Origin of the sequence: Halomonas binhaiensis (assembly GCF_008329985.2) — a bacterium.
Classification (GTDB): Bacteria; Pseudomonadota; Gammaproteobacteria; order Pseudomonadales; family Halomonadaceae; genus Halomonas; species Halomonas binhaiensis.
This window is the reverse complement of sequence record NZ_CP038437.2, coordinates 1,681,855-1,705,984: the sequence shown is the minus strand read 5'-3', so window position 1 is coordinate 1,705,984 and position 24,130 is coordinate 1,681,855. Positions and strand designations below refer to the sequence as shown.

At 58.0% G+C, this 24,130-nt stretch carries 22 protein-coding genes; 2 read left to right on the top strand and 20 right to left on the bottom strand.

All coding sequences use genetic code 11. The features are described 5' to 3' along the window. Positions 1 to 54 precede the first annotated feature (54 nt). The 15 genes from E4T21_RS07460 to E4T21_RS07390 form a co-directional block, all read right to left on the bottom strand. Entirely contained in the window at positions 55 to 885 is an 831-nt protein-coding gene (locus tag E4T21_RS07460) for a sulfurtransferase (RefSeq protein WP_149284399.1), read from the bottom strand. Between the two features lie 162 nt (positions 886 to 1,047). Beyond that, the gene (locus E4T21_RS07455) at positions 1,048 to 3,252 is read right to left on the bottom strand and encodes an ATP-dependent helicase (RefSeq protein WP_149284398.1); all 2,205 of its coding nucleotides are present in this window, start codon (positions 3,250 to 3,252) and stop codon (positions 1,048 to 1,050) included. Next, positions 3,249 to 3,887, bottom strand: a complete 639-nt coding sequence (locus E4T21_RS07450) for a DUF1285 domain-containing protein (protein ID WP_149284397.1) — start codon at positions 3,885 to 3,887, stop codon at positions 3,249 to 3,251. The genes E4T21_RS07455 and E4T21_RS07450 overlap by 4 nt, the downstream gene beginning before the upstream one ends. A gap of 65 nt (positions 3,888 to 3,952) precedes the next feature. Continuing rightward, a complete protein-coding gene (locus tag E4T21_RS07445; protein WP_149284396.1) occupies positions 3,953 to 4,813 on the bottom strand; it encodes a TatD family hydrolase in 861 nt (286 codons plus the stop codon). 226 nt (positions 4,814 to 5,039) lie between these two features. Continuing rightward, entirely contained in the window at positions 5,040 to 5,996 is a 957-nt protein-coding gene (locus E4T21_RS07440) for a DNA polymerase III subunit delta' (RefSeq protein WP_420827738.1), read from the bottom strand. Between the two features lie 53 nt (positions 5,997 to 6,049). Further along, complete coding sequence (gene tmk, locus E4T21_RS07435) at positions 6,050 to 6,730, bottom strand: dTMP kinase (RefSeq protein ID WP_149284394.1); 681 nt, start codon at positions 6,728 to 6,730, stop codon at positions 6,050 to 6,052. Between the two features lie 91 nt (positions 6,731 to 6,821). After that, positions 6,822 to 7,832: an endolytic transglycosylase MltG gene (mltG, locus tag E4T21_RS07430; protein ID WP_187775131.1), complete on the bottom strand. Its 1,011-nt coding sequence runs from the start codon at positions 7,830 to 7,832 to the stop codon at positions 6,822 to 6,824. A gap of 104 nt (positions 7,833 to 7,936) precedes the next feature. Continuing rightward, positions 7,937 to 8,752 (bottom strand): aminodeoxychorismate lyase, encoded by an 816-nt coding sequence (gene pabC / locus E4T21_RS07425; protein WP_149284392.1) that lies wholly within the window; start codon positions 8,750 to 8,752, stop codon positions 7,937 to 7,939. Further along, complete coding sequence (gene fabF, locus E4T21_RS07420) at positions 8,752 to 9,990, bottom strand: beta-ketoacyl-ACP synthase II (protein ID WP_149284391.1); 1,239 nt, start codon at positions 9,988 to 9,990, stop codon at positions 8,752 to 8,754. The genes pabC and fabF overlap by 1 nt, the downstream gene beginning before the upstream one ends. A 317-nt stretch (positions 9,991 to 10,307) precedes the next feature. Next, positions 10,308 to 10,541 (bottom strand): acyl carrier protein, encoded by a 234-nt coding sequence (acpP, locus tag E4T21_RS07415; protein WP_136255400.1) that lies wholly within the window; start codon positions 10,539 to 10,541, stop codon positions 10,308 to 10,310. Between the two features lie 121 nt (positions 10,542 to 10,662). Continuing rightward, a complete protein-coding gene (gene fabG / locus E4T21_RS07410; protein WP_149284390.1) occupies positions 10,663 to 11,406 on the bottom strand; it encodes a 3-oxoacyl-ACP reductase FabG in 744 nt (247 codons plus the stop codon). 65 nt (positions 11,407 to 11,471) lie between these two features. Then, positions 11,472 to 12,419 carry an ACP S-malonyltransferase gene (gene fabD / locus E4T21_RS07405; RefSeq protein ID WP_149284389.1) on the bottom strand — a complete coding sequence of 316 codons (948 nt, stop codon included), beginning with the start codon at positions 12,417 to 12,419 and terminating at the stop codon, positions 11,472 to 11,474. A gap of 24 nt (positions 12,420 to 12,443) precedes the next feature. Continuing rightward, positions 12,444 to 13,514, bottom strand: a complete 1,071-nt coding sequence (plsX, locus tag E4T21_RS07400; protein ID WP_149284388.1) for a phosphate acyltransferase PlsX — start codon at positions 13,512 to 13,514, stop codon at positions 12,444 to 12,446. Between the two features lie 35 nt (positions 13,515 to 13,549). Further along, positions 13,550 to 13,720, bottom strand: a complete 171-nt coding sequence (gene rpmF / locus E4T21_RS07395; protein WP_021820795.1) for a 50S ribosomal protein L32 — start codon at positions 13,718 to 13,720, stop codon at positions 13,550 to 13,552. Between the two features lie 26 nt (positions 13,721 to 13,746). Continuing rightward, positions 13,747 to 14,280: a YceD family protein gene (locus E4T21_RS07390; protein ID WP_149284387.1), complete on the bottom strand. Its 534-nt coding sequence runs from the start codon at positions 14,278 to 14,280 to the stop codon at positions 13,747 to 13,749. A 113-nt stretch (positions 14,281 to 14,393) separates the two neighbouring features. On the opposite strand from E4T21_RS07390, the gene E4T21_RS07385 reads away from it, so the two are divergent. Then, on the top strand, positions 14,394 to 14,990 hold the full coding sequence (locus E4T21_RS07385) for a Maf family protein (protein ID WP_149284386.1): 597 nt from the start codon (positions 14,394 to 14,396) through the stop codon (positions 14,988 to 14,990). A 22-nt stretch (positions 14,991 to 15,012) separates the two neighbouring features. Here E4T21_RS07385 and sppA read toward each other — a convergent pair whose 3' ends face one another. From sppA to E4T21_RS07360, 5 genes are all read right to left on the bottom strand, one after another. Next, positions 15,013 to 16,074, bottom strand: a complete 1,062-nt coding sequence (gene sppA, locus E4T21_RS07380; RefSeq protein WP_149284385.1) for a signal peptide peptidase SppA — start codon at positions 16,072 to 16,074, stop codon at positions 15,013 to 15,015. A gap of 24 nt (positions 16,075 to 16,098) precedes the next feature. Next, positions 16,099 to 16,752: an HAD-IA family hydrolase gene (locus E4T21_RS07375; RefSeq protein ID WP_149284384.1), complete on the bottom strand. Its 654-nt coding sequence runs from the start codon at positions 16,750 to 16,752 to the stop codon at positions 16,099 to 16,101. Positions 16,753 to 16,947: 195 nt separating this feature from the next. Further along, positions 16,948 to 18,177, bottom strand: a complete 1,230-nt coding sequence (locus E4T21_RS07370; protein ID WP_240349321.1) for a bifunctional alpha/beta hydrolase/OsmC family protein — start codon at positions 18,175 to 18,177, stop codon at positions 16,948 to 16,950. A 137-nt stretch (positions 18,178 to 18,314) separates the two neighbouring features. Further along, positions 18,315 to 18,851, bottom strand: a complete 537-nt coding sequence (locus E4T21_RS07365) for an HPP family protein (RefSeq protein ID WP_149284383.1) — start codon at positions 18,849 to 18,851, stop codon at positions 18,315 to 18,317. A 133-nt stretch (positions 18,852 to 18,984) separates the two neighbouring features. Beyond that, positions 18,985 to 19,929: an RluA family pseudouridine synthase gene (locus E4T21_RS07360; RefSeq protein ID WP_149284382.1), complete on the bottom strand. Its 945-nt coding sequence runs from the start codon at positions 19,927 to 19,929 to the stop codon at positions 18,985 to 18,987. A gap of 884 nt (positions 19,930 to 20,813) precedes the next feature. Between E4T21_RS07360 and rne the strand changes: the two genes are divergently transcribed. After that, positions 20,814 to 24,062, top strand: a complete 3,249-nt coding sequence (rne, locus tag E4T21_RS07355) for a ribonuclease E (protein ID WP_149284381.1) — start codon at positions 20,814 to 20,816, stop codon at positions 24,060 to 24,062. Positions 24,063 to 24,130 lie beyond the last annotated feature (68 nt).

The window sequence follows — 24,130 nt, the reverse complement described above, 5'->3', positions numbered from 1 at the left end:
GCCAACCGCATTGAGCCGAAACTAGAATTGAACCGACTCAAGAATTGAAACCGCTCAAGAATGGCCTGGTTCACCCAGTTCAGCAGGTCTTGCAGGATCACTGCTCCACTCGCTCCATGAGCCGACATACAAGCGGGGAAGCGGACGCCCCGCCACCTCATAGGCGAGCAGATTATGGCAAGCTGTGACGCCTGAGCCGCAGTAGGCGATCACTTCATCGGCAACAGGCAACTCCCGGTCCAACTGGGCCGGTTCCTTGAAGCAACCATCCACAAGGTTCTCCGAACAAGGGCGGTTGACGGCGCCGGGAATGTGGCCCGGACGGGGGTCCAGAGGCTCCACCTCGCCACGGAAACGTTCACCGGCACGAGCGTCCACCTTGAGCGCGGTACTTTGTGCTACATCATCCAAGGCAATCAGGCCCGCATCATTGAACAGAGGTTGCCAGGCAGATGGTTCTGGCTGGGGCACATCCCCGCTTTGCAGCACTCCTCCGCTGGCCGTCCATGCTGCCAGGCCACCATCGAGAAGGCGCACCGCCGGATGCCCAGCCCAATGCGCCAGCATCCACCATGCCCGTGCCGCAGCCAGCTGGCCACCCATGTCATCAAGCACCACGACAGGACGCTCTGGGCTCAGCCCCAGGCGACGCAACGTGGCGGAAAAGGCCATCTTGCTCGGCAAAGGATGGCGGCCACCTCCTTGCCTTGCGGAAAGATCCTCATCCAGGCTCAGGTAATGACTGCCAGGGATATGGCCCTGACGCCATAGTGCATGCCCTTCTCCTGGATCCATCAAGCGGAAACGGCAATCCAATACCAGTGGGGGGTGATCACTTGCCAAGGCATCATGCAGCTCGGCAGCTTGAATCAGCGGGAATGACATGGAAACTCCTGGTTATCACAAGGCGCCATTTCGAGCACTGTCTCAGAATATGCACTAACTCAGCATATGACTAGCCAGGACAAGGGCCAAGCCAAAACCGGAAGCAGGAAGCAGGAAGCAGGCCAGGACAAGAACCAGGCCTGGATGAAAGCCGGATAAAAACTACAGCGCCAAGCGTTCGATGGGGGCGCGTCGGGCAATCAGGCGCCGCTTGCCGGCATGGTCGAACAGCACTTCGATCACTGGATTGGCGGGATCTCCTTCAACAACGCTGACTTCCCCCTCCCCGAATACGCCATGACGCACCCGTTCGCCAACACTGAAATCCACCTCAGGAGGCTGCATGCCGTTCGTGCGTTGCCCAGGCAAAGCCTCGACAGTAAGCTCACGCCCAATGGCAGCCAGATAGCGTTCCACCAATTGGGGACGAGTGACTTTCAATGCCTCGAGTGAGGAGGAAGCCGGCGGCGCCAGAGCTCTGGCCACGTTCATCGCATCGGTGACCGCGGTTTCCGCCAGGAAACGACTGGGACGGTGTTCGCCAAGATCATGCATGATGACCAACTGCTCTATGGCCCGCGTGATGGCGACATAGTAAAGACGCCGTTCCTGCTCCAGGCGTTCTGCATCCAGAGGGTTGTCACGACTGTAATGCGGAAAGTCCTCTTCATTTACTGCCCCGACCACCACCAGTGGCCACTCCAGGCCCTTGGCACCGTGCACTGTGCTGATCAACACGCCATCATCACTGCTTTCCACCGGACGCCGAAGCTGTTCGATAAACGCTGCCAGATCCCCCACTTCCCTCGCCTGCTCGATCAGCACATCTAACAGGCGAATATCCTCTTCTCCCTTGTCCCGTCGCACAGCCGCACGCTTGAGCACTTTTTCAGCCTCGACTTCATCCACCACGTGCTGGAGCAAGGCATCCGGGCGCAAACGAGCCAACTTTGGCAGCTCACAAAGCAGTGTCCAACGCTTCTTCAGCGTGCGTTTCTGATGGGGCTTGAGGCGACTCAGCAGTGGATCACTGGATGCCGGCCAGCGCTGCGTTTCTGCCAGGTGCAATGTCAATGCCGCCAGGGTCTCTCGCGGTACGAAGCAGGTCGGCTGGGAAAATACCAGCAGCAAGTGAGCAGGATCACGCAATCCTGCCGGCTCCAATGCCAATGACAGATATCCTGCCAGCGCTTCAACAAGGGGAAGGCGGAATACGAAACGATCTTCCCTGGCCATGCGGAAAGGTATGCCCTCACGCAGTAGCGCCAGTTGCATAGGTACCGACAGCGTCCAGCTGCGCACCAGCAAACAAGCCTCATTCAGCCGTCGTCCTTCCTTTTGCCACTCGGCCAAGGTCTCGAGAAAAGCGCTATTGCCGCGCTTGAGCATCACCCGGGTATCGGGGTTGTTGTCGACTGCCACGCATAGCTGGCTCGTCTGGCGGCGATTGGCCGCGATGGCATGGTTGGAAGCCAGGGCCAATGCGTGTCCATAGCGAAACGTCGTCGACAGCGGGTAGTCACGCCCCTTCCCGAAAATCCGGGTGAAGGTATCGAGCATGGCATCAGGGTGAGCACCCCGCCATTCATAGATACACTGATTGGCATCGCCAACTGCCATCACAGACGCGGCACAACCAGCCTCGGAGCCTGTCAGCACAGCCAGCAGGCGTTGCTGGACAGCGTTGATATCCTGGTATTCGTCGATAATGACGTGGTCAAGAAATCCCTGAACCCGGCGGCACAATCCGCTATCAGACTCCAGCGCCTTGAGCGGCCGATAAAGCAGATCGGAATAGGTCATCACTCGGTGGTCGGCCATCAGGGCTTCAACCCGGTGGTAGGCCTCAACAAAATGGCCAGTTCCCTCCCCCAGCGCCAGGCGTTCGTAGAGCAGCGCGGGGTCTTCCACTTCCGCTTTGACCAGGCTACAGAAATGGGCCAGCTCCTCCAGTCTATCGCTCTCCAGGGCACTATCCCGGTCATCCTCCTGCCCTGTCAGGGTTTCGATGGTTGCCTGGCGTAATAGACGCTCCAGTTGCCAGTCAGCGGTCAGCAGTTGACGCGCTTCCAGTGCCCCCCAGCGGGTCAGGCTTTGACTCAGCCGATGGCCTAGCGAGTGAAAGGTACGCACATCGGGAAGCTCGGCGCCAGCAGGAGCCATGAGAGAAAGTCGCCGCTGAAAATCCTCGCGAGCACTGCGGTTGAACATCAGCACCATGATGCGACGGGGGGAGACACCCTGCTCCAGCAGTTGCAGCACACGTGCCACCAGTGTCGTGGTCTTGCCAGCCCCAGCCACTGCGGCGACCCGAGCATGGCCGCTCCCGTGCATGACGACGGCATGCTGCTCAGCGGTCAGCCTCATGCATCACCCTCACTGCCGTTCCCTTCACCAGAAGCCATTTCGTCCAGGCATCCCAGCGGCTGCCAGATGCCCGCACTCTGTATTCCGAAACCATCGCCTTGCTGCTGGCCCTGTTCTACCAGTTGATAGAACACATTGCGCCCCAATCGAGCTGCCAGACCCAGGCGCAGATTGACCTCGGGCACACTGTCGCCAGATGGTGTCCGGGACAGACTCAGGCGATGCTCACGACCAAGCGCGATGCACTCGCCGACATTGGTGGTCAACCACCAGGTGCCAGCTGGCCTTTGCTGTGCTGCGCCGTTTTTCTCATCAAGACCGGGCTCGTCCAGACCCGGCTCACCAGCATCTCGCTTGAACTCGGCAGACACGACAATGAAGGCGCAATCCTCGACCTGAATGCGCCACTTCTCCACCGGCGTCACCAGGTAATAGTCGCCATCGTCTTCACGTCGCAGGATACGAGCAAACAATTGCACCAGCTCATGGCGGACCATGGGCGTACCTTCATGAACCCAGCGTCCATCATGCTGGATGACCAGATCCATGTCCCCTGAAAGCCGAGGATTCCAGTGTTCCACTGGAGGTCGATCGGCCAGAGGCGATACACCAGAAAGGATTCTATCAAGATGCATGGTCGCTGCTCCTGGGCATGTGTTCTTGCAGGTACCTGGCACACCACGGGCATCAGCCCTGGCGACTAGCCGACAAACCCTGCATTCATCAGTGCCTGACGCACTTCGTCATCGACTTGAGGAGCCGCAGCACGGAACAACCGATGGAAGTTGGCCGTCGTCTGCAGCGCCATCTCTTCCACACTGATGTTGCGCTCTCTGGCGATGCACTCAGCCACCTCGACCACCCATGCCGGCTCATTAGGCTTGCCACGGTATGGCACAGGAGCCAGGTAAGGGCTATCGGTCTCGATCAGCATGCGATCCAGAGGAACCCGGCGAGCCACTTCCCTTAGTGATTCCGCATTGCGGAAAGTGACGATACCCGCCAAGGAGATGTAAAAGCCCAGCCGCACGGCCTCCCGCGCCATGTCAAGATCTTCGGTGAAGCAGTGCAATACGCCACCTACCGCGGGATCGCCATGCTCGCGAATCAGCGCCAGGGTTTCTTCCTTGGCCTCCCGGGTATGCACAATGACGGGCAAGCCCAGCTCCGTTGAAGCCTTGAGCTGGCAAATGAAGCGCTCACGCTGAACATCACGGGGCACGCTGTCGTAATGATAATCGAGACCACATTCACCAATGGCCACAGCCTCATGCTCTCTGGCACAAGCCACGATTTCCTCGACACCAGGCTCACTCTCGAGCTCCTGCAAAGGATGCACGCCTGCAGAGATCACCACATCAGCATGCTGGTCTCGAATGCTGGCCAGGCCCGGAACACCATCCAGGCTCACACTGACGGCAAGAAATTGCCTGACCCCACGGGCACGCGCCGCATCCAGAGCGACAGACAGGTCGCCACCATGAGTGTCGGCCGACAGTCGATCCAGATGGCAGTGGGAATCGACGAATGGGATTTCAACACTCGGATTCTCGATATTCATTGAAACTCTCTTTCGAAACTCACTATCGAAGCTCTCTCGAAATTCTCGTTCAAGCTCTCTTTTGAAGCTCTCTTTTGAAGTTCTCGCTCGGAGCACTCTTTCGAAATTATCTCTCGAAAAACGCTTGCGCCCTCTATATTCGCAGTCTGTGCTGAATTGGCTTCAGACTGCGCTGCCTCTCAAGCACCGGCACCAGAAGCTGGTTCGATTATCTTGCAGAAGGCTGTCATGATCTCAAGAGGGCTGCCCAGCGTACCAGCCAGGCTTCGAGGACAAGTTGCGGATTGGGGTTTGCCCCAGCACTCAACAGGCGCCGCTGCTCACGGGCATAATCAAGCAGGCGGAACCAGTCACGCACTCGAGCATTCTTGACCGCCTGACGGAACAGTGGCATCAGATCTGGATTACGCAATTGCTGCGACTCCCCAGACAGACCAAAACGAATCAGGTCTTCAAGCCAGTCAATGCCATACCACAGAATGCTGTCGATGGCCTGGCGATCGAGCCGAGCAGCTTCAGCCACAGGCTCGGCTCCCCGCACCAGCGCGTCGAAGGTTTCGTGCAGTTGCTGACGCAATGCCCGGGCTTGGGGCTCAGCCATGTCCAGAGCAGTGAGAGGTTGGCCTGCAGCGGCACGCAGCCAGAAGCGTGCTTCGTCTTCTCCCCCCAGACGCTCTGTCAGCCATGGCAAGCAGGTATCCACAGCCGGCACAGCCAGGTTCCACTGCTGACAACGCGAACGGATGGTCGGCAACAATTGAGAAGGCATATCCGACAGCAGCACGAACAGCGTCGCGACACCCGGCTCCTCCAGGCTCTTCAGCAAAGCGTTGGATGCCGCCACGTTCATGGCCTCGGCAGGCTTGATTTCAATGACCCGATAGCCACCCTGCTGTGCGGTCTGAGAGACAAAAGTATTGACCTGCCGGATGGGATCGATACGGATCATGCGCTTGCCTTCTTCCGGCGCTACCCGCAACAGATCCGGGTGATACCCCGCCTTCAGCATGTGGCAACTATGACATTGACCGCAGGCTACTTCACCAGGACTGGCACACAATGCACGGGCAATCAGCGCGTCAGCCAATGTCTGCTTACCAATGCCCCGCTCACCGGAAATCAACAGCGCGTGAGGCAAGCGCCCCGAATCCATCAGCCGCACCAGTTCATGCCAGCGTGACATCAGCCAGGGCAAGGGGCGCAGTTGATTATCGCTGCCTTCGACATGGGTGTCGCTCAGCGCCATTGCTCGATCCGCTGCTTGAGGATTTCACTGATACGCGACTGCACACTGGCCAAGTCACCCTGGGCATCAACCACGACAATACGCTCGGGCTCGGCAGTAGCTCGCGACAAGTAACTGGTTCTCACACGTTCAAAGAAGTCACGCCGCTCCTGTTCGAAACGATCCTTGCTCCCGCCCTGAGACTCCAGGCGCGAGGCCAGGCGCGCCTCAGCGGCTTCCAGCGGCATGTCCAGCAACAAGGTTAGATCCGGGGTCAAACCACGTTGCACTAAGTGCTCCAGGCTGGCGATACGCTCCTTATCTATGCCTCGCCCTCCCCCTTGATAGGCAAAGGTGGCATCAGTAAAGCGATCACACACCACCCAGGCGCCACGCGCCAGGGCTGGACGAATCTTCCGGGCAAGGTGTTGAGCCCGAGCAGCAAAGACCAGCAGCAATTCGGCATCATCGTCCAGCGGCTCACTGTCATGAGCAAGCAACTGCTCGCGAATGGCCTCGGCACGTGGTGTACCGCCCGGCTCACGAGTCTGGACGACCTCAATGCCATGCTGAGTCAGATAATTGACCACGAAGGATAGATTGGTGGACTTTCCTACTCCTTCCCCTCCTTCAAGGGTAATGAAACGTCCTCGGCCCCGGCCTGACGGCTCGGGCCGTGAGTTGTCATGCATAGTGACTCCTGTTCCACCATCGAGATATCGCAACGCCGTCCAGGCAGCACTGCCTTTTCAGGGTAACTGCTCCAGCTTCAGGATAACCGCTCTAGCGCTTGAGAATATAGCGCCGCACGGCCTCATTATGCTCGCGCAACGTGCGAGAAAAATGGTGCGTTCCAGTCCCGTCACCTTTGGCAACAAAATACAGTGTCTCTCCCTCGGCAGGATGCATCGCAGCTTCCAGAGAAGCCTTGCCAGGCAAAGCGATGGGAGTCGGAGGCAACCCCTCGATGACATAGGTGTTATAGGGTGTCTTCTTGCGCAGATCGGCACGCGTGATATTGCCGTCATAACGGTCGCCCATGCCATAGATCACCGTAGGATCCGTCTGCAGGCGCATGCCTCGTTCAAGGCGACGTACAAACACACCGGCAATTTCGCGACGCTCCTGGGGCGCACCGGTCTCCTTCTCGATCAGCGAGGCCATGATCAAGGCCTCGTAGGGCGTCTCGTAGGGAAGTCCCTCGTCACGCTTCGCCCACGCATCGTCAAGCAGTCTGTCCATGCGATGCGAGGCCTGACGCAGAATCTGCTCGTCGCTGACACCCTTGTGGTAGGTATATGTATCAGGGAAGAAGCGGCCTTCTGGGTGCTCACCTTCATATCCCAACTCTGTCATCAAGTCTTCATCAGACATGTCGGCAGCGTCGTGGGAAAGCTTTTCCGCATCATCCAGCACAGCGCGCATCTGCTTGAAGCTCCAGCCTTCGGGAATGGTCACTTTGTAAGTGACGACATCACCGCTGTTGAGCTTATTCAGCACATCCAGCCCACTCATTTCCGGCTGCAGCATGTACTCTCCCGGCTTCAGGGAGTGAACTCGCTGGGGCTCAATGCGGGCCAGCAGCTTTAACGCCCAGCTGTCGGAAAGAATTCCACGGGACTCGAGTTCTGCTATCACCTGGTTGAAGCCAGCTCCCTGACGGACTTCATAAATAGTCTGTTCAGCAACGGCAATAGGGGCTTCGAGCTTGACCTGCCAAAAACGATATCCAGTATAAGCGGCGAATAACGCTAGAACGACCAACACCACCAGGGCCTTGAGCACTGTGCGCATGATATTTCCTCAGGTCCTTCGTTCAGAGGTCCTTAGCCAGGAACCGCTGCAAGACGGCCTCATACAAGCCAGGACTTTTACAGATCAACAGAATCTCTTACAGATCAAATAGCTGGATAGCCAAGGTGGTCATGAGCCAGCCTCTGCAGATGCCGGTGAGTTGCAGTGATTGGCCATTCACCCAATATCCGGCCCTCAGTGTCATCCAGTCGTACCACCGGCCATAGACCTTGGACGCTATTACCCACCCAAAGTGCCTGACAACCTGCCAGTTCATCCACACCAAGCTCGTCAATCATGAGCTCACCGGCATCCAGCATGACCTGTCGCAAGGTACCAAGGACACCGCAGTGTTCCAGCGACGGCGTACAAGGCATCGGCTGCGATGACGACAACCAGAACAGGTTCATCGCCGTGGCCTCCACCACCCGCCCATGACCATCAGTGACCAGCCCCTCGGCAATATCAGGGTCATGCCACTCGCTGCGTGCCAGCACGTTTTCAAGGCGGGCCATATGTTTGATGCCAGCCAGCCTCGGCTGACGGGCCAGGCTCATGTGACACAGCCTTATCCGCACGCCTTGTTTCCAACGCGCCTGCTGGGGAGAGAATGGTGTCGCCTGCCAGTACAGGCGAGGGGACGCTTTCGCAGGCGGTGCATAACCTCTACCGCCACTGCCCCGGGTATAGATCAGCTTGAGCACCTGCAATCCATCGCCGAGCCGAGACAGGGTGGCATCAAGCTGATCGCGGGAAGGCGCAGGGATATCGAGCACTTCACAGCCGAGCATCAAACGGCTCAGATGCTGTTCCCATAACACCGCATTGCCATCACGCACCAGCACCGTCTCGAACAGACCATCGCCATACGCCAGGCCTCGGTCATCAAAAGGTAGAGACGGCACTGATGCTACAACCATCAGGCACGCTTGAATATCAGGGTGCCATTGGTACCACCAAAGCCGAACGAATTCGACAGAGTAACGTCAACCTTGGCTTCGCGCGCTGTATTCGGCACATAATCCAGCACACACCCTTCCTGGGGATTATCCAGGTTGATGGTCGGCGGCAGCACTTGGTCACGAATGGCCAGGATGCTGAATACAGCTTCGACAGCGCCAGCCGCGCCCAGCAGATGGCCGATCATGGACTTGGTCGAGCTGACCGCGACCTTGGATGCTGAGACCCCCATGACCTTCTCGACTGCGCGGCTCTCGGCCAAGTCACCAGCCTGCGTAGATGTACCATGGGCATTGATATAATCGATTTCGGACGGATCAAGCTTGGCATCCTTGATGGCATTGGCCATGGAAGCAGCAGCACCACGCCCATCTTCGGGCGGAGACGTCATATGATAGGCATCATCGCTCATGCCAAAGCCAACCACTTCAGCATAGATATTGGCACCACGCGCCTTGGCATGCTCGTAGTCTTCCAGGACCAGGACTCCCGCACCATCAGACAGCACGAACCCATCACGGTCACGATCCCAGGGGCGGCTAGCCGCAGCCGGATCATCGTTGCGCGTGGACAGTGCCCGGGCAGCAGAGAATCCCCCCAGGCCCAATGGCGTGGTAGCCATTTCTGCACCACCACAGACCATCACATCGGCATCACCGTAGGCAATGGTGCGTGCACTGTAGCCAATGTTATGGGTACCGGTGGTACACGCGGTGGTAATGGCAATATTAGGGCCACGGAAACCATGCTGGATAGCCAGGTTTCCCGAGATCATGTTGATGATGGAGCCTGGCACGAAGAATGGTGAGATACGGCGAGCTCCACTCTTGAGCAGCGCATTGTGGTTTTGCTCAATCATTGGTAACCCACCGATACCGGAACCGATGGCAACACCAATTCGATCAGCATTCTCATCGCTGCATTCAATACCGGCATCGGCAATCGCCTGCGCACCAGCGGCCACACCGTATTGAATGAAGAGATCCATCTTGCGCGCATCCTTGGGATTCAGATACGGGCTGATATCGAAATTCTTGACCGAGCCGCCGAAGCGCGTATTGAAGCCGCTGACATCGAAGTGCTCGATAGGCGCTACACCGCTCTTGCCAGCCAGGATGCTTTCCCAGCTTTCCTTGACGGTGTTACCCACCGGCGTGACCAAACCAACTCCGGTCACCACTACCCTTCTGCGAGACATCAGCATTCCTCCAGACAACCAATATATTCACGGCGCGCTTCCAGGCAACTACCGCTTTGCGCGCATTATACCGAGACTGACGCCACAGCGCTCCCCCTCTGGCCACCATCTATCGCCACCGTCAGGAGATACTTCCACCAAGCGTACCTGATATGCAAAAGCCGCCCCTCTGGGGCGGCTTTCCGGGAGGCAAGCTCCCGCAACTGTCTCGACCGTCTTGACTGCCTCAGCAATAGCGACAGCAAGCAATATCAATCGCGACCAACAGACTCACAGGCATGTTCCGTGCCATTGCATCAGAACAGTGCTGCACAGTCTTACTGGTTGGCGTTGACGTAGTCGATAGCTTCCTGAACGGTGGTGATCTTCTCGGCTTCTTCGTCAGGAATTTCAGTATCGAATTCCTCTTCCAGCGCCATCACCAGCTCGACGGTATCCAGGGAATCAGCGCCCAGGTCCTCGGTGAAGGAAGATGTGTTCTGAATATCTTCTTCCTTGACGTTCAGGCGCTCAGCCACAACTTTCTTCACGCGCTCTTCGATGGTGCTCATTTAGACATACTCCAGTCGTTCACGTTAGCCGTTCTGATGATCAGCCGATTAAATCCGCAAATAAACTGCGGGGTAGTTTATAGCCCCCTCGGGGTCGACGCAACACACGCGATGCGTGCGATCAGCGCATATTCATACCGCCATTGACATGCAGAGTTTCTCCGGTGATATAACCGGCTGACTCCGATGTCAGGAAGCCCACCGCTGCCGCGATTTCTTCGGGCTGTCCCAAACGAGCCAGAGGCACCTGCCCCTTGAGCATCGTTTGCTGTTCTTCGGACAATGCCTCTGTCATATCCGTAGCGATGAAGCCTGGAGCTACCGAATTGACAGTGATTGCCCGGGAAGCCACCTCACGGGCCAGAGCCCGGGAAAAACCTTCCATACCCGCTTTCGCCGCAGCATAGTTGGTCTGGCCAAGATTGCCCATGGTTGCCACCACAGAACTGATGGAAACGATACGCCCCCAACGAGCCTTGGTCATGCCGCGCAGGCATGCCTTGCTGACCCGATAGACTGACTTGAGATTGGTGTCGATCACACCGTCCCACTCATCTTCTTTCATGCGCATCAAGAGGTTGTCGCGAGTGATACCAGCATTATTGACGAGAATGGTCGGCGCACCAAACTCATCGCTGACAGCCTTGATCAAGGCATCAACACCAGCCTGATCGGTCACGTTCAGACAGCGACCAGCACCCTCGATGCCATTCGCCTTGAGGTCGGCATCAATGCGCTCGGCACCAGCCTCGGAGGTAGCAGTACCGATCACGATACGGCCCTGACGGCCCAGCTCATGTGCGATGGCGCGGCCAATGCCACGACTGGCCCCTGTTACAAGGGCGACTCTACGCTCGGTTGTCATGATCACTTCCGTTGATTCGTCATATACGACCCGATCACCCCTGGCACCAGTGACCGGGCATCAGATCACAGGGTCTCGCGGGCCAGCTCCAGCGCAGCGATCAAGCTGTCCGGATCATTGACCGCCAGCCCACGACTACCCTTGGCAATGCGCTTGTTAAGGCCGGTCAAAACCTTGCCAGGACCGCACTCGATGAACACCTCAGCACCATTATTCACCATGGACTCTACGCAAGAGACCCAGCGAACCGGCTGATACAACTGCTCCACCAGGCGCGTCCGCAGAGTACCGATATCGGCATGCGCTTGCGCATCAACATTCTGCACCACGCTATAACGTGGGGCACGCAGTTCAATGGCGTCAAGGGCCTCTGACAAACGCTCCGCAGCTGGGCGCATGAGAGCACAGTGAGACGGCACAGAGACGGGCAATGGCATGGCGCGCTTGGCACCCGCTTCCTGACAGGCAGCAATCGCGCGCTCTACCGCTGCCTTGGCGCCTGCAATAACCACCTGTCCCGGAGCATTGTAGTTGACTGCAGCAACCACGTCGCCGTTGGCAGCCTTGGCGCAGGCCTCTTCTACCGCGGCATCCTCAAGACCAAGAATGGCTGCCATGGCACCCTCGCCCTCCGGCACGGCTTCCTGCATGGCTTCGCCACGCAAGCGCACCAGGCGCACACCGTCAGCGAAGGACAACACGCCGGCACACACCATGGCGCTGTATTCCCCCAGGCTGTGACCGGCCATGGCTCCGGGACGCGGGCCTTCCATTTCTTGCCAGACTCGCGCAATGGCAACACTGGAAGCCAACAGGGCTGGCTGCGTGCAGGCAGTTGCATTGAGCTGCTCCACGGGGCCTTCCTGAACCACTTTCCATAGATCGTAGCCAAGGGCGTCTGCCGCTTCCTCGAAAGTGGTTCTCACCACGCTGTAGCGCTCAGCCAGCTCGCGCAACATGCCGATCTGCTGGGAGCCCTGTCCAGGAAAGATGAGGGCAAGCGGTTGTGTCATGTCGATCACCTATGCTCTTGTTGGTCACCGTACCACTGCCCGACCATGGGACGAGCCACCCTCCTCGGAGGAAGGTGGCAGCGGACGGCGATTGACGAGCTCAGCTTCCAGCCGGCTCGGCAAATCACGGCGAACTTCCTGTACTGCCCGCTTGAGGGCATAGTGGAAGCCGGCGGCATCACAGCTGCCGTGACTTTTGATAACGATACCCGCCAGCCCAAGCAGACTGGCGCCATTGTAGCGAACCGGATCCAGCTCGCTCTTCAAACGTTTCAGCGCAGGGCGAGCAAGCAGGCCCACCAGGCGGCTGCCCCAATGCGCTTCAAAGGTGGCCTGGACACGCTGCACCAGCATCCTCGCCAATCCTTCGCTGGCCTTGAGCACGGCATTGCCGACAAAGCCATCGCAGACCACCACATCAACCTCACCGGCGAAGATGCCATCGCCCTCGATGAAGCCCTGATAATTGAGACCGGAAATCCGCCGAAGCTCAGCATCGGCTTTAAGTACGCTGGCCGCCCCCTTGGTCGACTCTACCCCCACATTGAGCAACGCAATGCGCGGCGCTGCGATGCCATCCACATGGCGCGCCATGATGTCACCCATCAGGGCAAAGTCGATGAGACGGTCACCACTGACATCGACATTGGCTCCCAGATCAAGCAGGTAGCAACGCCCCTCGTTGCGGGTAGGAATAGCTGTACTGATGGCAGGACGAGGCACACCAGCCACCGTCCCCAGGGCTCGCCGGGACAACGCCATCAAGGCTCCGGTATTTCCCGAGCTGACACCGACCTGCGCATCACCGGAGGCCACGCATTCCAGCATTCTTGCCATACTGGATGCCTGCCCATGGCGCAACGCCTGGGATGCACGCATGTCCTGGGAGATCACCTGCGGCGCATCTCTCAGGTCCAGACGTGACGCCGCCGCAGCCAGGGGCCGCGGCAGGCGTGAAATCTCGTCTTCCAGAGTACGAACAGGGCCGAACAACTGAATCTCGAGACTGGGGTCTTCTACCATCGCACTGGCCGCGCCTGCCACAGCACTATGAGGACCTTTGTCCCCGCCCATGGCATCAACGGCAATCCGCATCTCAGCGGCCAGGCGATATCAGGTACGTCGTCGCCTTAGGCGTCGACGACCTTACGACCGCGATAGAAGCCATCCGGAGAAACGTGGTGACGCAGGTGAGTCGTACCAGTTTCCTTGTCCTGGGACAGGGTCGGTGCGCTCAGCGCGTCGTGACTGCGACGCATGCCACGCTTGGAACGGGTTTTACGATTCTGTTGAACTGCCATGAGGAATCACTCCACAAAAAAATCGATCAGGTATCGGTATTGCCCTTGAGGCGCTTGAGCACCTCGAAGGGATTGCCAGAGGGCGCTTCCGAGACTTCGGCTTCCACCCCGCTGCTCAGCTGTTCTCGCGAGACAGGGCACTCTGACTCGTCGTGGTAAACCACCTGGGGCAAGCAAAGAATCAATTCATCTTCGATCACGCCCAGCAGGCTCAGCTGTTCGTTCTCCACCAGTACCGGTTCATAGGTAGCTGGTAGATTGGCGGCCATGTCATCACTGGAAACGAGCCCGAGCTGGAAGTCGCTCGCAACATGTTGGGCCATAGGCTCGAGACAGCGACGACAAGGCAGCTGTAATTCGGCCTCCAGGCGCCCCCGGATCACCCGACGCCCCTGAGCGTCGATAGCGAACTCCAGCCAAACGCTGGCGTCGCCCTGTTGAGCCCCTGCCTCTTCGGTCAGGCGACTCATATCGGCCAATGCCACTAGGCCATCAAGGTGTTCGGCATGGGCGGCGAGCTTGTATGGCTCGACCCGGCCGGGCAATCGTGAGGTCAACATAGGCGCGCAATGATAGGCACTCGGTAAGTCTCTGTCAAAGCCATATAGCTAACAGGTTAGAATTCATTGGTATCTTGAAAGTTCTATACCCCCATTTGCATCAGGAGATATGCATGCCCGCTCTGGTTCTAGCTTCCAGTTCTCCTTGGCGTCGAGACCTGCTGTCACGCCTTAGCCTGCCCTTCACCTGGGATAGTCCTGACATCGACGAAACACCTCTACAAGGAGAGTCTCCTGCCGCATTGGTGCATCGCCTGGCACTTGCCAAGGCGGAACGCCTGGCTGACCGTTACCCCGACCATCTGATCATCGGCTCGGACCAGGTAGCGGTATTCGATGACCAGATTCTCGGCAAACCTCACACCGAAGAGCGTGCTCGTGCCAACCTGAGCGCCTTTTCAGGACATCGCGTCAGCTTCCTGACAGGGCTAGCCCTGATCGACACCGCCCGCTCAAGCCACCGCGTCAGCCATGAACGCTACGATGTCGTGTTTCGCATGCTCAGCGAGGCTGAAATTGCCACTTACGTAGCTCGAGAAAAGCCTCTGGATAGCGCAGGCAGCTTTCGCCTGGAAGGTCTGGGCATCACGCTATTCGAACGCCTGGAAGGCGATGATCCCAACACCCTTATCGGCTTGCCCCTGATACGCCTGTGTCAATGGCTGAGAGAAGCCGGCCTCGACCCACTTCTCTCAGCTCATCCTGGTTGACAGGGGATTGAGCAGCCAGGAATCAGGGCAACTGATAGCGTACCGGTGAACTTGCCTGTGGCACACCCAACCATTCGGCAGCCACATCGCTGAAGCGACGACTCAAACGTTCGAAAGGATCCTGCGCCGGAGTGTAGTCCTTGAGCTGGGGATCATCATCACCCAACTGCTCGCGCAGCACATCTTCAATTGTCCCCAGGCGGTCGACCAACCCTTCATCGATTGCCTGCTCACCTGTCCACACCAACCCGCTGAACAAGCGCGGATCATCGCTCAGGCGGTCTCCGCGCCCTGCCTTGACATCATTGATGAACTGGCGATGGGTGGTTTCAAGCACACCCTGCCAGAACTCCCGCTGCTCAGGCTTGATCGTGGTGAACGGATCGAGAAAAGCCTTGTTCTCGCCGGCAGTGAACACTCGCCGCTCGACCCCAAGGCGCTCGATAGCACCTTCCAGCCCAAAACTTGAATAAATGACGCCTATCGACCCCACCAGACTGGCGGGCGCAGCCACGATCTCATCGGCGGCGGACGCAATGTAATAAGCACCACTGGCACCGATATCCTCGATCACGGCGATGATCGGCTTGTCCCCGGAGTCACGCAGGCGCATGAGCTCATCGTAGATACGCTGGGACTGAACCGGACTACCACCGGGACTATCGATATCCACGACTAGGGCCACGCTGCTCTCGGCATCCCACGCAGCCTGGATACCTTCGATGATTCGATCAGCATTGGCCGGAGACTCTCGTGAGATGACCCCGTCGACACGGACCACCCCCAGGTGTTCCTCATTTGAGGGAGTTTCCATCGGCACTCTCAGCACAGCCCAGGCTACCAATGCCACCAGAGTCAAAAAGAGCAATAGAAAGGAGAAACGAAAAAACAGCTTCCAACGCCGAGTACGCCGCTGCTCAGTGAGAACACCACCAATCCAGTGATCCATCATCTCCACCTGAGCCAGACGCTGTCGCTCGCGCAGCGTCGCAGCATCTTCGCCAGCAGGCACTTGAGACGAGTCACCGCCAGCCGTGACGCCCTCACCTTCTGTCCAGGGATCACGATCCTTCTTATCGCTCATATCACCCTCTCATCCTTTGCACCTTCAATTTCCCAGCAAATAGTCGACCAGCTCGGGAAAGCCATCGATGACTCGCCGGGGATGACTGGCTTCAAGCCGATCACGAGCATGCACTCCGTAGGTGACAGCAATGCGGTCCATGTTCAAGGCCCGAGCCATTTCCATGTCATATTCGGTATCACCGATCATCACAGCACGCTCAACGCCGACACCAAGCTCTGCCAGCAACTCCTGCAACATTTGAGGATGAGGTTTGGAGCGCGTTTCATCAGCCGTACGGCTGGCTGCAAAGATGTGGCCGGTACCGGTTTCACGGAACGCCCGATCAAGCCCTCTCCGGCTCTTGCCCGTAGCTACGGCCAAACGCGTACCCGGCCTTGCAGCCAAGCGGTCCATTCCGGCCATGACGCCGGGATAAAAGGTCATGGGCGTGGTATCGCCCTGGACGAAGTGATAGGCATAACGGGTCTTGAGGTGCTCGGCCTGCTCGGCTCCGATCCCGGGGCACAGGGCCTCGATTGCCTCAGGCAATCCCAGGCCGATGATGTTGCGTATCGCCTCCACCTCAAGCTCCCCCCACTCCGCTTCGCGGGCCGCTACTTGCATGCTGCCCACAATGCGGCCGATGGAGTCCATCAGGGTTCCGTCCCAGTCGAAGATGATCAGATCATATGGCAATACACAGCCCCCCTGCGCCATGAGTGAATGGGAAGCCGCCAATTTTGCCACTGCAGGCTTCAGCTATGCCACTACAACTGAGCCACCACAATGACACCACTACAGCGATACTACTACAGCGATACCGCTACAGCAGGGCACGATATAGTGCATCGCAGCCTCAGTGGCACAGCACCACCAGAGCATCAGGGGGTACTAGTCACCCAGCCGAGTCACTACCTGGGCGTTTGCCTCCAACGTCCGATGAACCGGGCAGCGATCGGCAATGGCCAGAAGTGCATCACGCTGCTCAGCACTGAGGCCTCCTGTCAGATGCAGGACGCGCTCGAAGCGATCGATCTGCTTGGATTCATGATTGGAGCAATCCTGACAATCCTCGGCATGCACTCGTCCATGGGAGACATCGACGGCAACATCGACAAGCGGCATTTTCTTGCGTCGGGCATAGCTGCGAACAGTCATCGACGTGCAGGCCCCAAGGGCAGCGGCCAATAGCTGGTAGGGAGTAAGCCCAAGGTTCGTGCCGCCGAATGACTCGGGTTCGTCGGCTCGTAAATAGTGAACGCCTGAAACAATATCCTGGCGAAAGCCTTCAGGATCAGCTTCCAGGACCCGGGTGATCCCTTCCGGAGCATCTGGCGGCGGAGTGGGCGCCACAAGCCCCAGATAGCGCGAGGACCAACTGGCAATCACCTCAGCGGCGTACTCGGCATCCTCAGCCCGAGTCAATAAATGGTCAGCATCATCCAGTGAGACGAAACTGCGCGGGTGGCGAGCAGCCGTAAATATTTCGGTGGCATTGTCAATGCCTACCACCTCATCCCTGGGCGCATGCAGAATCAAGAGGGCCCGGCCCAATGACATGATGCTTTGGCGCTGCTGCTGCGCCTTCACATCCTCAAGAAAGCTGCGACGAATGGTGAACGGTCGCCCTGCCAGGGTGAGTTGCGCTTCTCCCTGGCGCTCAATGGTGTTGAGGCACGAGCCAAAGTTATGCAATACATGTGCAGGATCGCTGGGCGCCCCTATGGTCGCCACAGCCCTGACAGAGGGTAGCCGGGTCGCCGCTGCAATCACCGCAGCACCGCCAAGCGAATGCCCGATCAATAATGCAGGAGCCTGCCCACGCTGCTCGAGAAAAGCCGCTGCAGCGACCAGATCATCGACATTGGAGGTGAAATGGGTATTGGCAAATTCGCCTTGCGAGTGCCCCAGGCCGGTAAAGTCAAAGCGCAGTACTGCCACACCACGCTCAACCAGGCGTTCGGATATACGCCGGGCAGCCAGAATATCCTTGGAACAGGTAAAACAGTGAGCAAAAATCGCCACTGCCTGGGGCTCCCCCGCTGCCGGTCGATCAAAGCGCGCTGCCAGCACACTACCGCTGTGCCCAGGAAATTGTTCTTTTTCACTAACCATACGCATGATAGGACACCTCTCCTCTTGTTATTCCATCATCACACCATTGCGACGCAGTAGAAGTAGAGTTGTCATATTTCCCCATCGGACACCATCCAGAAAGAGCCATTCGGGAATGAGAATTTTCTGAATATTGACGAGATTTACCACCAGTGCATCGGATAACGACGATGACGAGCCAAATTATTGACCAGCACAGCGACAACCAGCAGTAGTGCACAACCGACACCTACCGGCATCAATGCATACGTCCATCCCAGGTCGTGTACCTCGCTGGCACCGATCACCGCAATCAGCGCTGTCGCACCTCCCGGCGGATGCAAGGTATGCGTCAACTGCATGACCAGAATGGATGTCGATACCGCCATCGCCGCAGCCAGCCAGGTATCCCCCAGCCACTGCCAGCTAAGCACCCCTACCAGTGCCGAGAGCATATTTCCGCCGAGCACATTGCGCGGCTGGGCCAGCGGGCTTTCCGGTGCGGCATAAAGCAGGACGGAGGTCGCCCCGAATGAGCCAATCATCAGCAACGTATGGGTAACCAGCCACTCATCGATCAACCAACCGACTCCGGCCATGCCCGCAAAAGCACCAAACCACGACCACAACATATCGCGCCAGCACCGGCGCCGATACGCGGCTTCGTTGCCGCGCATTTTCCAGAGATAAGCCTTTACCATGACCTACTGAGTCTCCACCGTTGAAGGCGGCATACTGTCTCAAAGCCCATAGGCACGAGAGAAATGATCTTTTTTTATGGATTTATATCCTGCGAACGCCCAGCCCCACCCGGCCAGGCCAATGGCGTCTGAATCAGCGGCTCCGGGCCTTTTCAAGTACGGCATCCATGGCAGGCTCCAGTGGGGCACGAATCCTGACCGGCTTCCCGCTGGAAGGCTCCGGAAACGTCAAGGCCGCCGCGTGCAGAAACAAGCGATCCAACCCCAGCTCACGCGCCAGCTTTTCGCCTTCCCTGGTGCCGTACTTGTCATCTCCCAATAGCGCATGCCCCGCATGGGCTGCATGGACGCGTATCTGATGGGTTCGTCCAGTAATGGGCTCAGCCTCGACCAATGTGGCTCCCGCAAAGGCTTCGCGCACGGCAAAGCGAGTACGTGCCACCTTGCCGGCAGAATCGACTCGTACCCGGCGCTCTCCATTCCCTGCGTCATAGCGATCCAGGCGAGCACTGACAAAATCACGTCGTGCTGGCCACCTGCCAGCTACCAAAGCAAGGTATTGCTTGGTCATCTCATGACGTTTGAGAGCCGTATTAAGTGTCAGCAGCGCAGGGCGGGACTTGGCCAACAACAAGCAACCAGAGGTATCCCGGTCGAGACGGTGTACCAGTTCAAGGAAGTCGAGATCTTCCCGCACTTGCCGCAATGCCTCGATCAGGCCGATCTTGACCCCACTGCCACCATGTACGGCAAGACCTGAAGGCTTGTTCATCACCATCCAGTCGGGACCTTCGAGCAATACGCTGCCAGCCAGCAGATTACGCAGGTTGTCACTGACTTCACGCACGGCCTCCCGAGGCGCCAGCCTGAGAGGAGGAACACGCACCACATCACCTAGTTGCAAGCGGTACTCGGCCTTGACCCGTTTCTTGTTGACCCGTACCTCACCTTTACGCACGATGCGATACACCAATGAACGCGGCACACCTTTCAATCGGGTCATCAGGAAATTATCGACACGCTGGCCAACCTGCCCTTCAGTGACTTCCACCCACTGTACTTCTCTGCCTTCGGCCACGATAAATACTCCACGCTCTATTAAACCACCTCGCCATATGCATATAGCAGACTGCGTTCCCGCCGAATCACTTACAGGAATCTGTGAACAAGTTGCCGAACGAGCAGACAACCAACACCGCACAACGCCATGTTGGGAACGTGCCGACAGTTGATCAGAACTTCCTTTGCAATCTGGACATGAAACGACAGTCAAGCAGGGATTACCCTGCAGACGGCGGAAAGGCGGCATTCTAGCTTAGTGTGCCGCCAATTGCTGGCCCTTGGTATTGCTGTTATATTGCTTTTTCGCTCCTCAGATTCAATCTGGTCAACAGAAGCGCCTGCCCGACAGACATGCAGGCCTGAGCGAACGCCTAGCGACGAAGTACTTAGAGAAAGCAATAGCACTTAGAGAAAATTGTGCTGGGAAACAATACCTAGACGAAATGGTTTCTAGATAAGTCCGTGCTTAGATGAAATAGTGCTAGCACGCTTCTCTAGAGAAATATTGGCAGTGAGCCCCGGGCTCGGACGCTTACTGCCATGAAGAATTAAAACGTAACAACACATGCTCGACGTCAGCCGCTATCTCAACAGAGGCGCCCGGCGCCGAGAGACGTATAACACCGTGCCGGAGAACCGGCGTCGGTGAATCGATGAATGCCAGGTGTTGGCGGTGATGGCAGGACCGGATGGGCAGAAGATCCCACCGAGACACGTCCTCCCTCCGCCCCGTACTCAACATGATCATGCCGCGCCATGTCCCGCATCAATGCTGGCATGTCACGGCCGGGCGCAGTCCTCGCATCCGCGACATGCGCTGAGCACAAGCACGCAGCACCCAGCGGTTCGCCAACGCCTCGTCCATGGGCGCTCTCCGGCGCGTCCATATTGCGAGACAACATGAAACGGATGCTCATCAACGCGACTCAGCCCGAAGAGCTGCGCGTCGCACTGGTCGATGGACAACGCCTCTACGATCTGGACATCGAATCCGGTGCCCGAGAACAGAAAAAAGCCAATATTTACCGCGGCAAGATCACACGCGTAGAACCCTCTCTCGAAGCCGCCTTCGTCGACTTTGGTGCTGAACGCCACGGCTTCCTGCCCCTCAAGGAAGTGGCACGCGAATACTTCCTCAAGGACCCCTCTGGCCGACCTAGCATCAAGGAAGTTCTCAAGGAAGGCCAGGAAGTCATCGTCCAGGTTGACAAGGAAGAGCGAGGCAACAAGGGGGCCGCGCTGACAACCTTCATCAGCCTGGCTGGCCGCTTCCTTGTCCTGATGCCCAACAACCCTCGCGCGGGAGGAATTTCACGTCGCATCGAGGGTGAAGAACGCAGTCAGCTCAAGGAAGCCATGGGCCAACTGACGGTCCCCGACAAGATGGGCCTGATCGTGCGCACTGCAGGCATCGGGCGCTCGCCGGAAGAATTGCAGTGGGACCTGGATTATCTGGTGCAGGTATGGGAGTCGATCACCGAAGAAGCTGGCAAGCGCCCCGCCCCCTTCCTCATCTACCGCGAATCCAATGTCATCATCCGCGCCATGCGCGACTATCTGCGCCAGGACATTGGCGAGGTGCTGATCGACAGCCCTGAGGTACATCAGGAAGCCCTGGGCTTTATCCGCCAGGTCATGCCGTCCTATCAGCAAAAGATCAAGCTCTACGCTGATGAAGTCCCGCTTTTCTCACGCTTCCAGATCGAGTCACAGATCGAGACGGCTTACGAGCGTGAAGTGAAGCTGCCGTCTGGTGGCTCCATTGTCATCGACCACACTGAAGCCCTGGTCTCCATCGACATCAACTCTGCACGAGCGACTCGCGGCAGCGATATCGAGGAAACCGCCCTGCAGACCAACCTGGAGGCGGCCGACGAAATTGCTCGCCAATTGCGTCTGCGTGACATTGGTGGCCTCGTGGTCATCGATTTCATCGACATGGGGCCATCACGCAATCAGCGCGAAGTGGAAAACCGAGCGCGTGATGCTCTCAAGCTCGACCGCGCCCGGGTACAGATCGGTCGCATTTCCCGCTTTGGCCTGATGGAGATGTCACGCCAGCGCCTGCGCCCGTCTCTTGGAGAGACCAGTGGCGTCGTCTGCCCTCGCTGCGATGGCCAGGGCACTATCCGAGACGTACGCTCCCTGTCGCTGTCGATCATGCGTCTGATCGAAGAAGAAGCGATGAAGGAGCGTAGTGCTCAGATTCGTGCCATCCTGCCGGTCCCTGTGGCCACCTACCTGCTCAATGAGAAACGTGCAATACTGGCAGACATTGAACGCCGTCAAGGTGTGCGCCTGGTAGTGCTGCCCAATCCCGAAATGGATACGCCTCACTACGACGTTCAGCGTCTACGTGACGATCATGTGGATGAGGAAGGCACAGCTCAGGTTTCAAGCTTCGAGTTATCGGTGGAGACCGAAGTCGGCAAAGAGCCAGAAGCCACCTTCGGAAAACCCATACAGCGCACCGAAGCGGCAGTGAAGACTGTGGTCCATCACGAGCCCGCACCAGCTTCCCTGCAGAAGCAAGAGTCCGCCGAACGTCGTGCGACAGCAGCACCCGCACCACAGGTCACAGCAGGCGTTCAGAATGCAGGCCTGTTCGGTCGACTAGTGCGTGGCTTCGCCCGATTCCTGGGCAATGAGGAACAGCAACAGGCTGCTGGTGATCAGGGACAGCAGTCCCAGGGCCAGGAGACTCAGACACCTGCAAGTCGGGACAGCGAGAGCCGGCAGGATAATCGCCAGCGCAGCCGTCGCAGCAGTAGCAACAGCCAGCAGCGCCAAAGTCGCTCATCATCACGCCAAGACAGCCGCAGCGAGAACCGACAGAGTCAGGAAAGTTCATCCTCGCAGGATAGTCGTCGCCAGCAGGAGCGTCGCGACAATGATCGCCGGCAGCAGGAGCGTCGACAGGACAGCAATCGCGATAGCCGCAGCGAAAAGAGTGAAAAGTCTGAGGGACGCAGCAGCCGTTCGCGTCGCAGCCAGGATGATACTCGGACCAGCCAGTCCAGAGGCTCAGAGAGCCAGGTCCGCGAGAGCGTGCAGAAAAGCGAGACGGTAGTGGCGGAGACTCCCAAGGAGTCCAAGCCCAAGCGCACTCGCAATAACCCGCGCAGTCGCACACGCACCCATGCGATCAACCCTGAATCGCTTGCTGAGCAGCAACGCCTGAAAGCCTTGGCAGCAGAAGCCCCCGCAGTTGCGGACGACAGCCTGGCCAAAGCACCAGCAGTAGAAACAAAGCCGGCGGAATACAAGAGCGACACCAAGGCGAAGGACAAGACCAAGGCTGATTCCCAAGCCGACAAGCTCAAGGTCGAGGAAAAGGTCGAAGCTACTACCGACGCTCGTGCTGACAAGCCCAAGGTCGAGGAAAAGGTCGAAACCACTACCGACGCCCGTGCTGACAAGCCCAAGGTCGAGGAAAAGGTCGAAACCACTACCGACGCCCAGGCTGGCAAGCCCAAGGTCGAGGAAAAGGTCGAAACCACTACCGACGCCCGTGCTGACAAGCCCAAGGTCGAGGAAAAGGTCGAAGCCGCTACCATCGCCCAGGCCGACAAGTCCAAGGCAGAGGAAAAGGTCGAAACCACTACCGACACCCCGGTCGACAAGCCCAAGGTCGAGGAAAAGGTCGAAACCACTACCGACGCCCAGGCTGACAAGCCCAAGGTCGAGAAAAAGGTCGAAACCACTACCGACGCCCGTGCTGACAAGCCCAAGGTCGAGGTAAAGGTCGAAGCCACTACCATCGCCCAGGCCGACAAGCCCAAGGTCGAGGAAAAGGTTCAAGCCACTACCGACGCCCAGGCTGACAAGCCCAAGGTCGAGGAAAAGGTTCAAGCCACTACCGCCGCCCAGACTGACAAGCCCAAGGTCGAGGAAAAAGTTGAAGCCACTACCGTCGCCCAGGCTGACAAGCCCAAGGTCGAGGAAAAGGCTGAAGCTACTGCTGACGTTCTGGTCAATAAGTCCAAGGTCGAACCACAACCCGATATTTCAGTGACAGAGGCATCTTCCCTGGAAACGACAGAGACCACGACACAATCACGCCGTCGTCGCCGTCGCGCCCATAACGACCCTCGCGAACAACGCCGTCGCGAGCAACAGGTCCAGACGGGAGATAGCCAGCAGAATTGAGGCTACCCTGCTGATACGCAAAAGCCCGCGGTCATTGACCGCGGGCTTTTGCATTGTGTTGCTGTCTT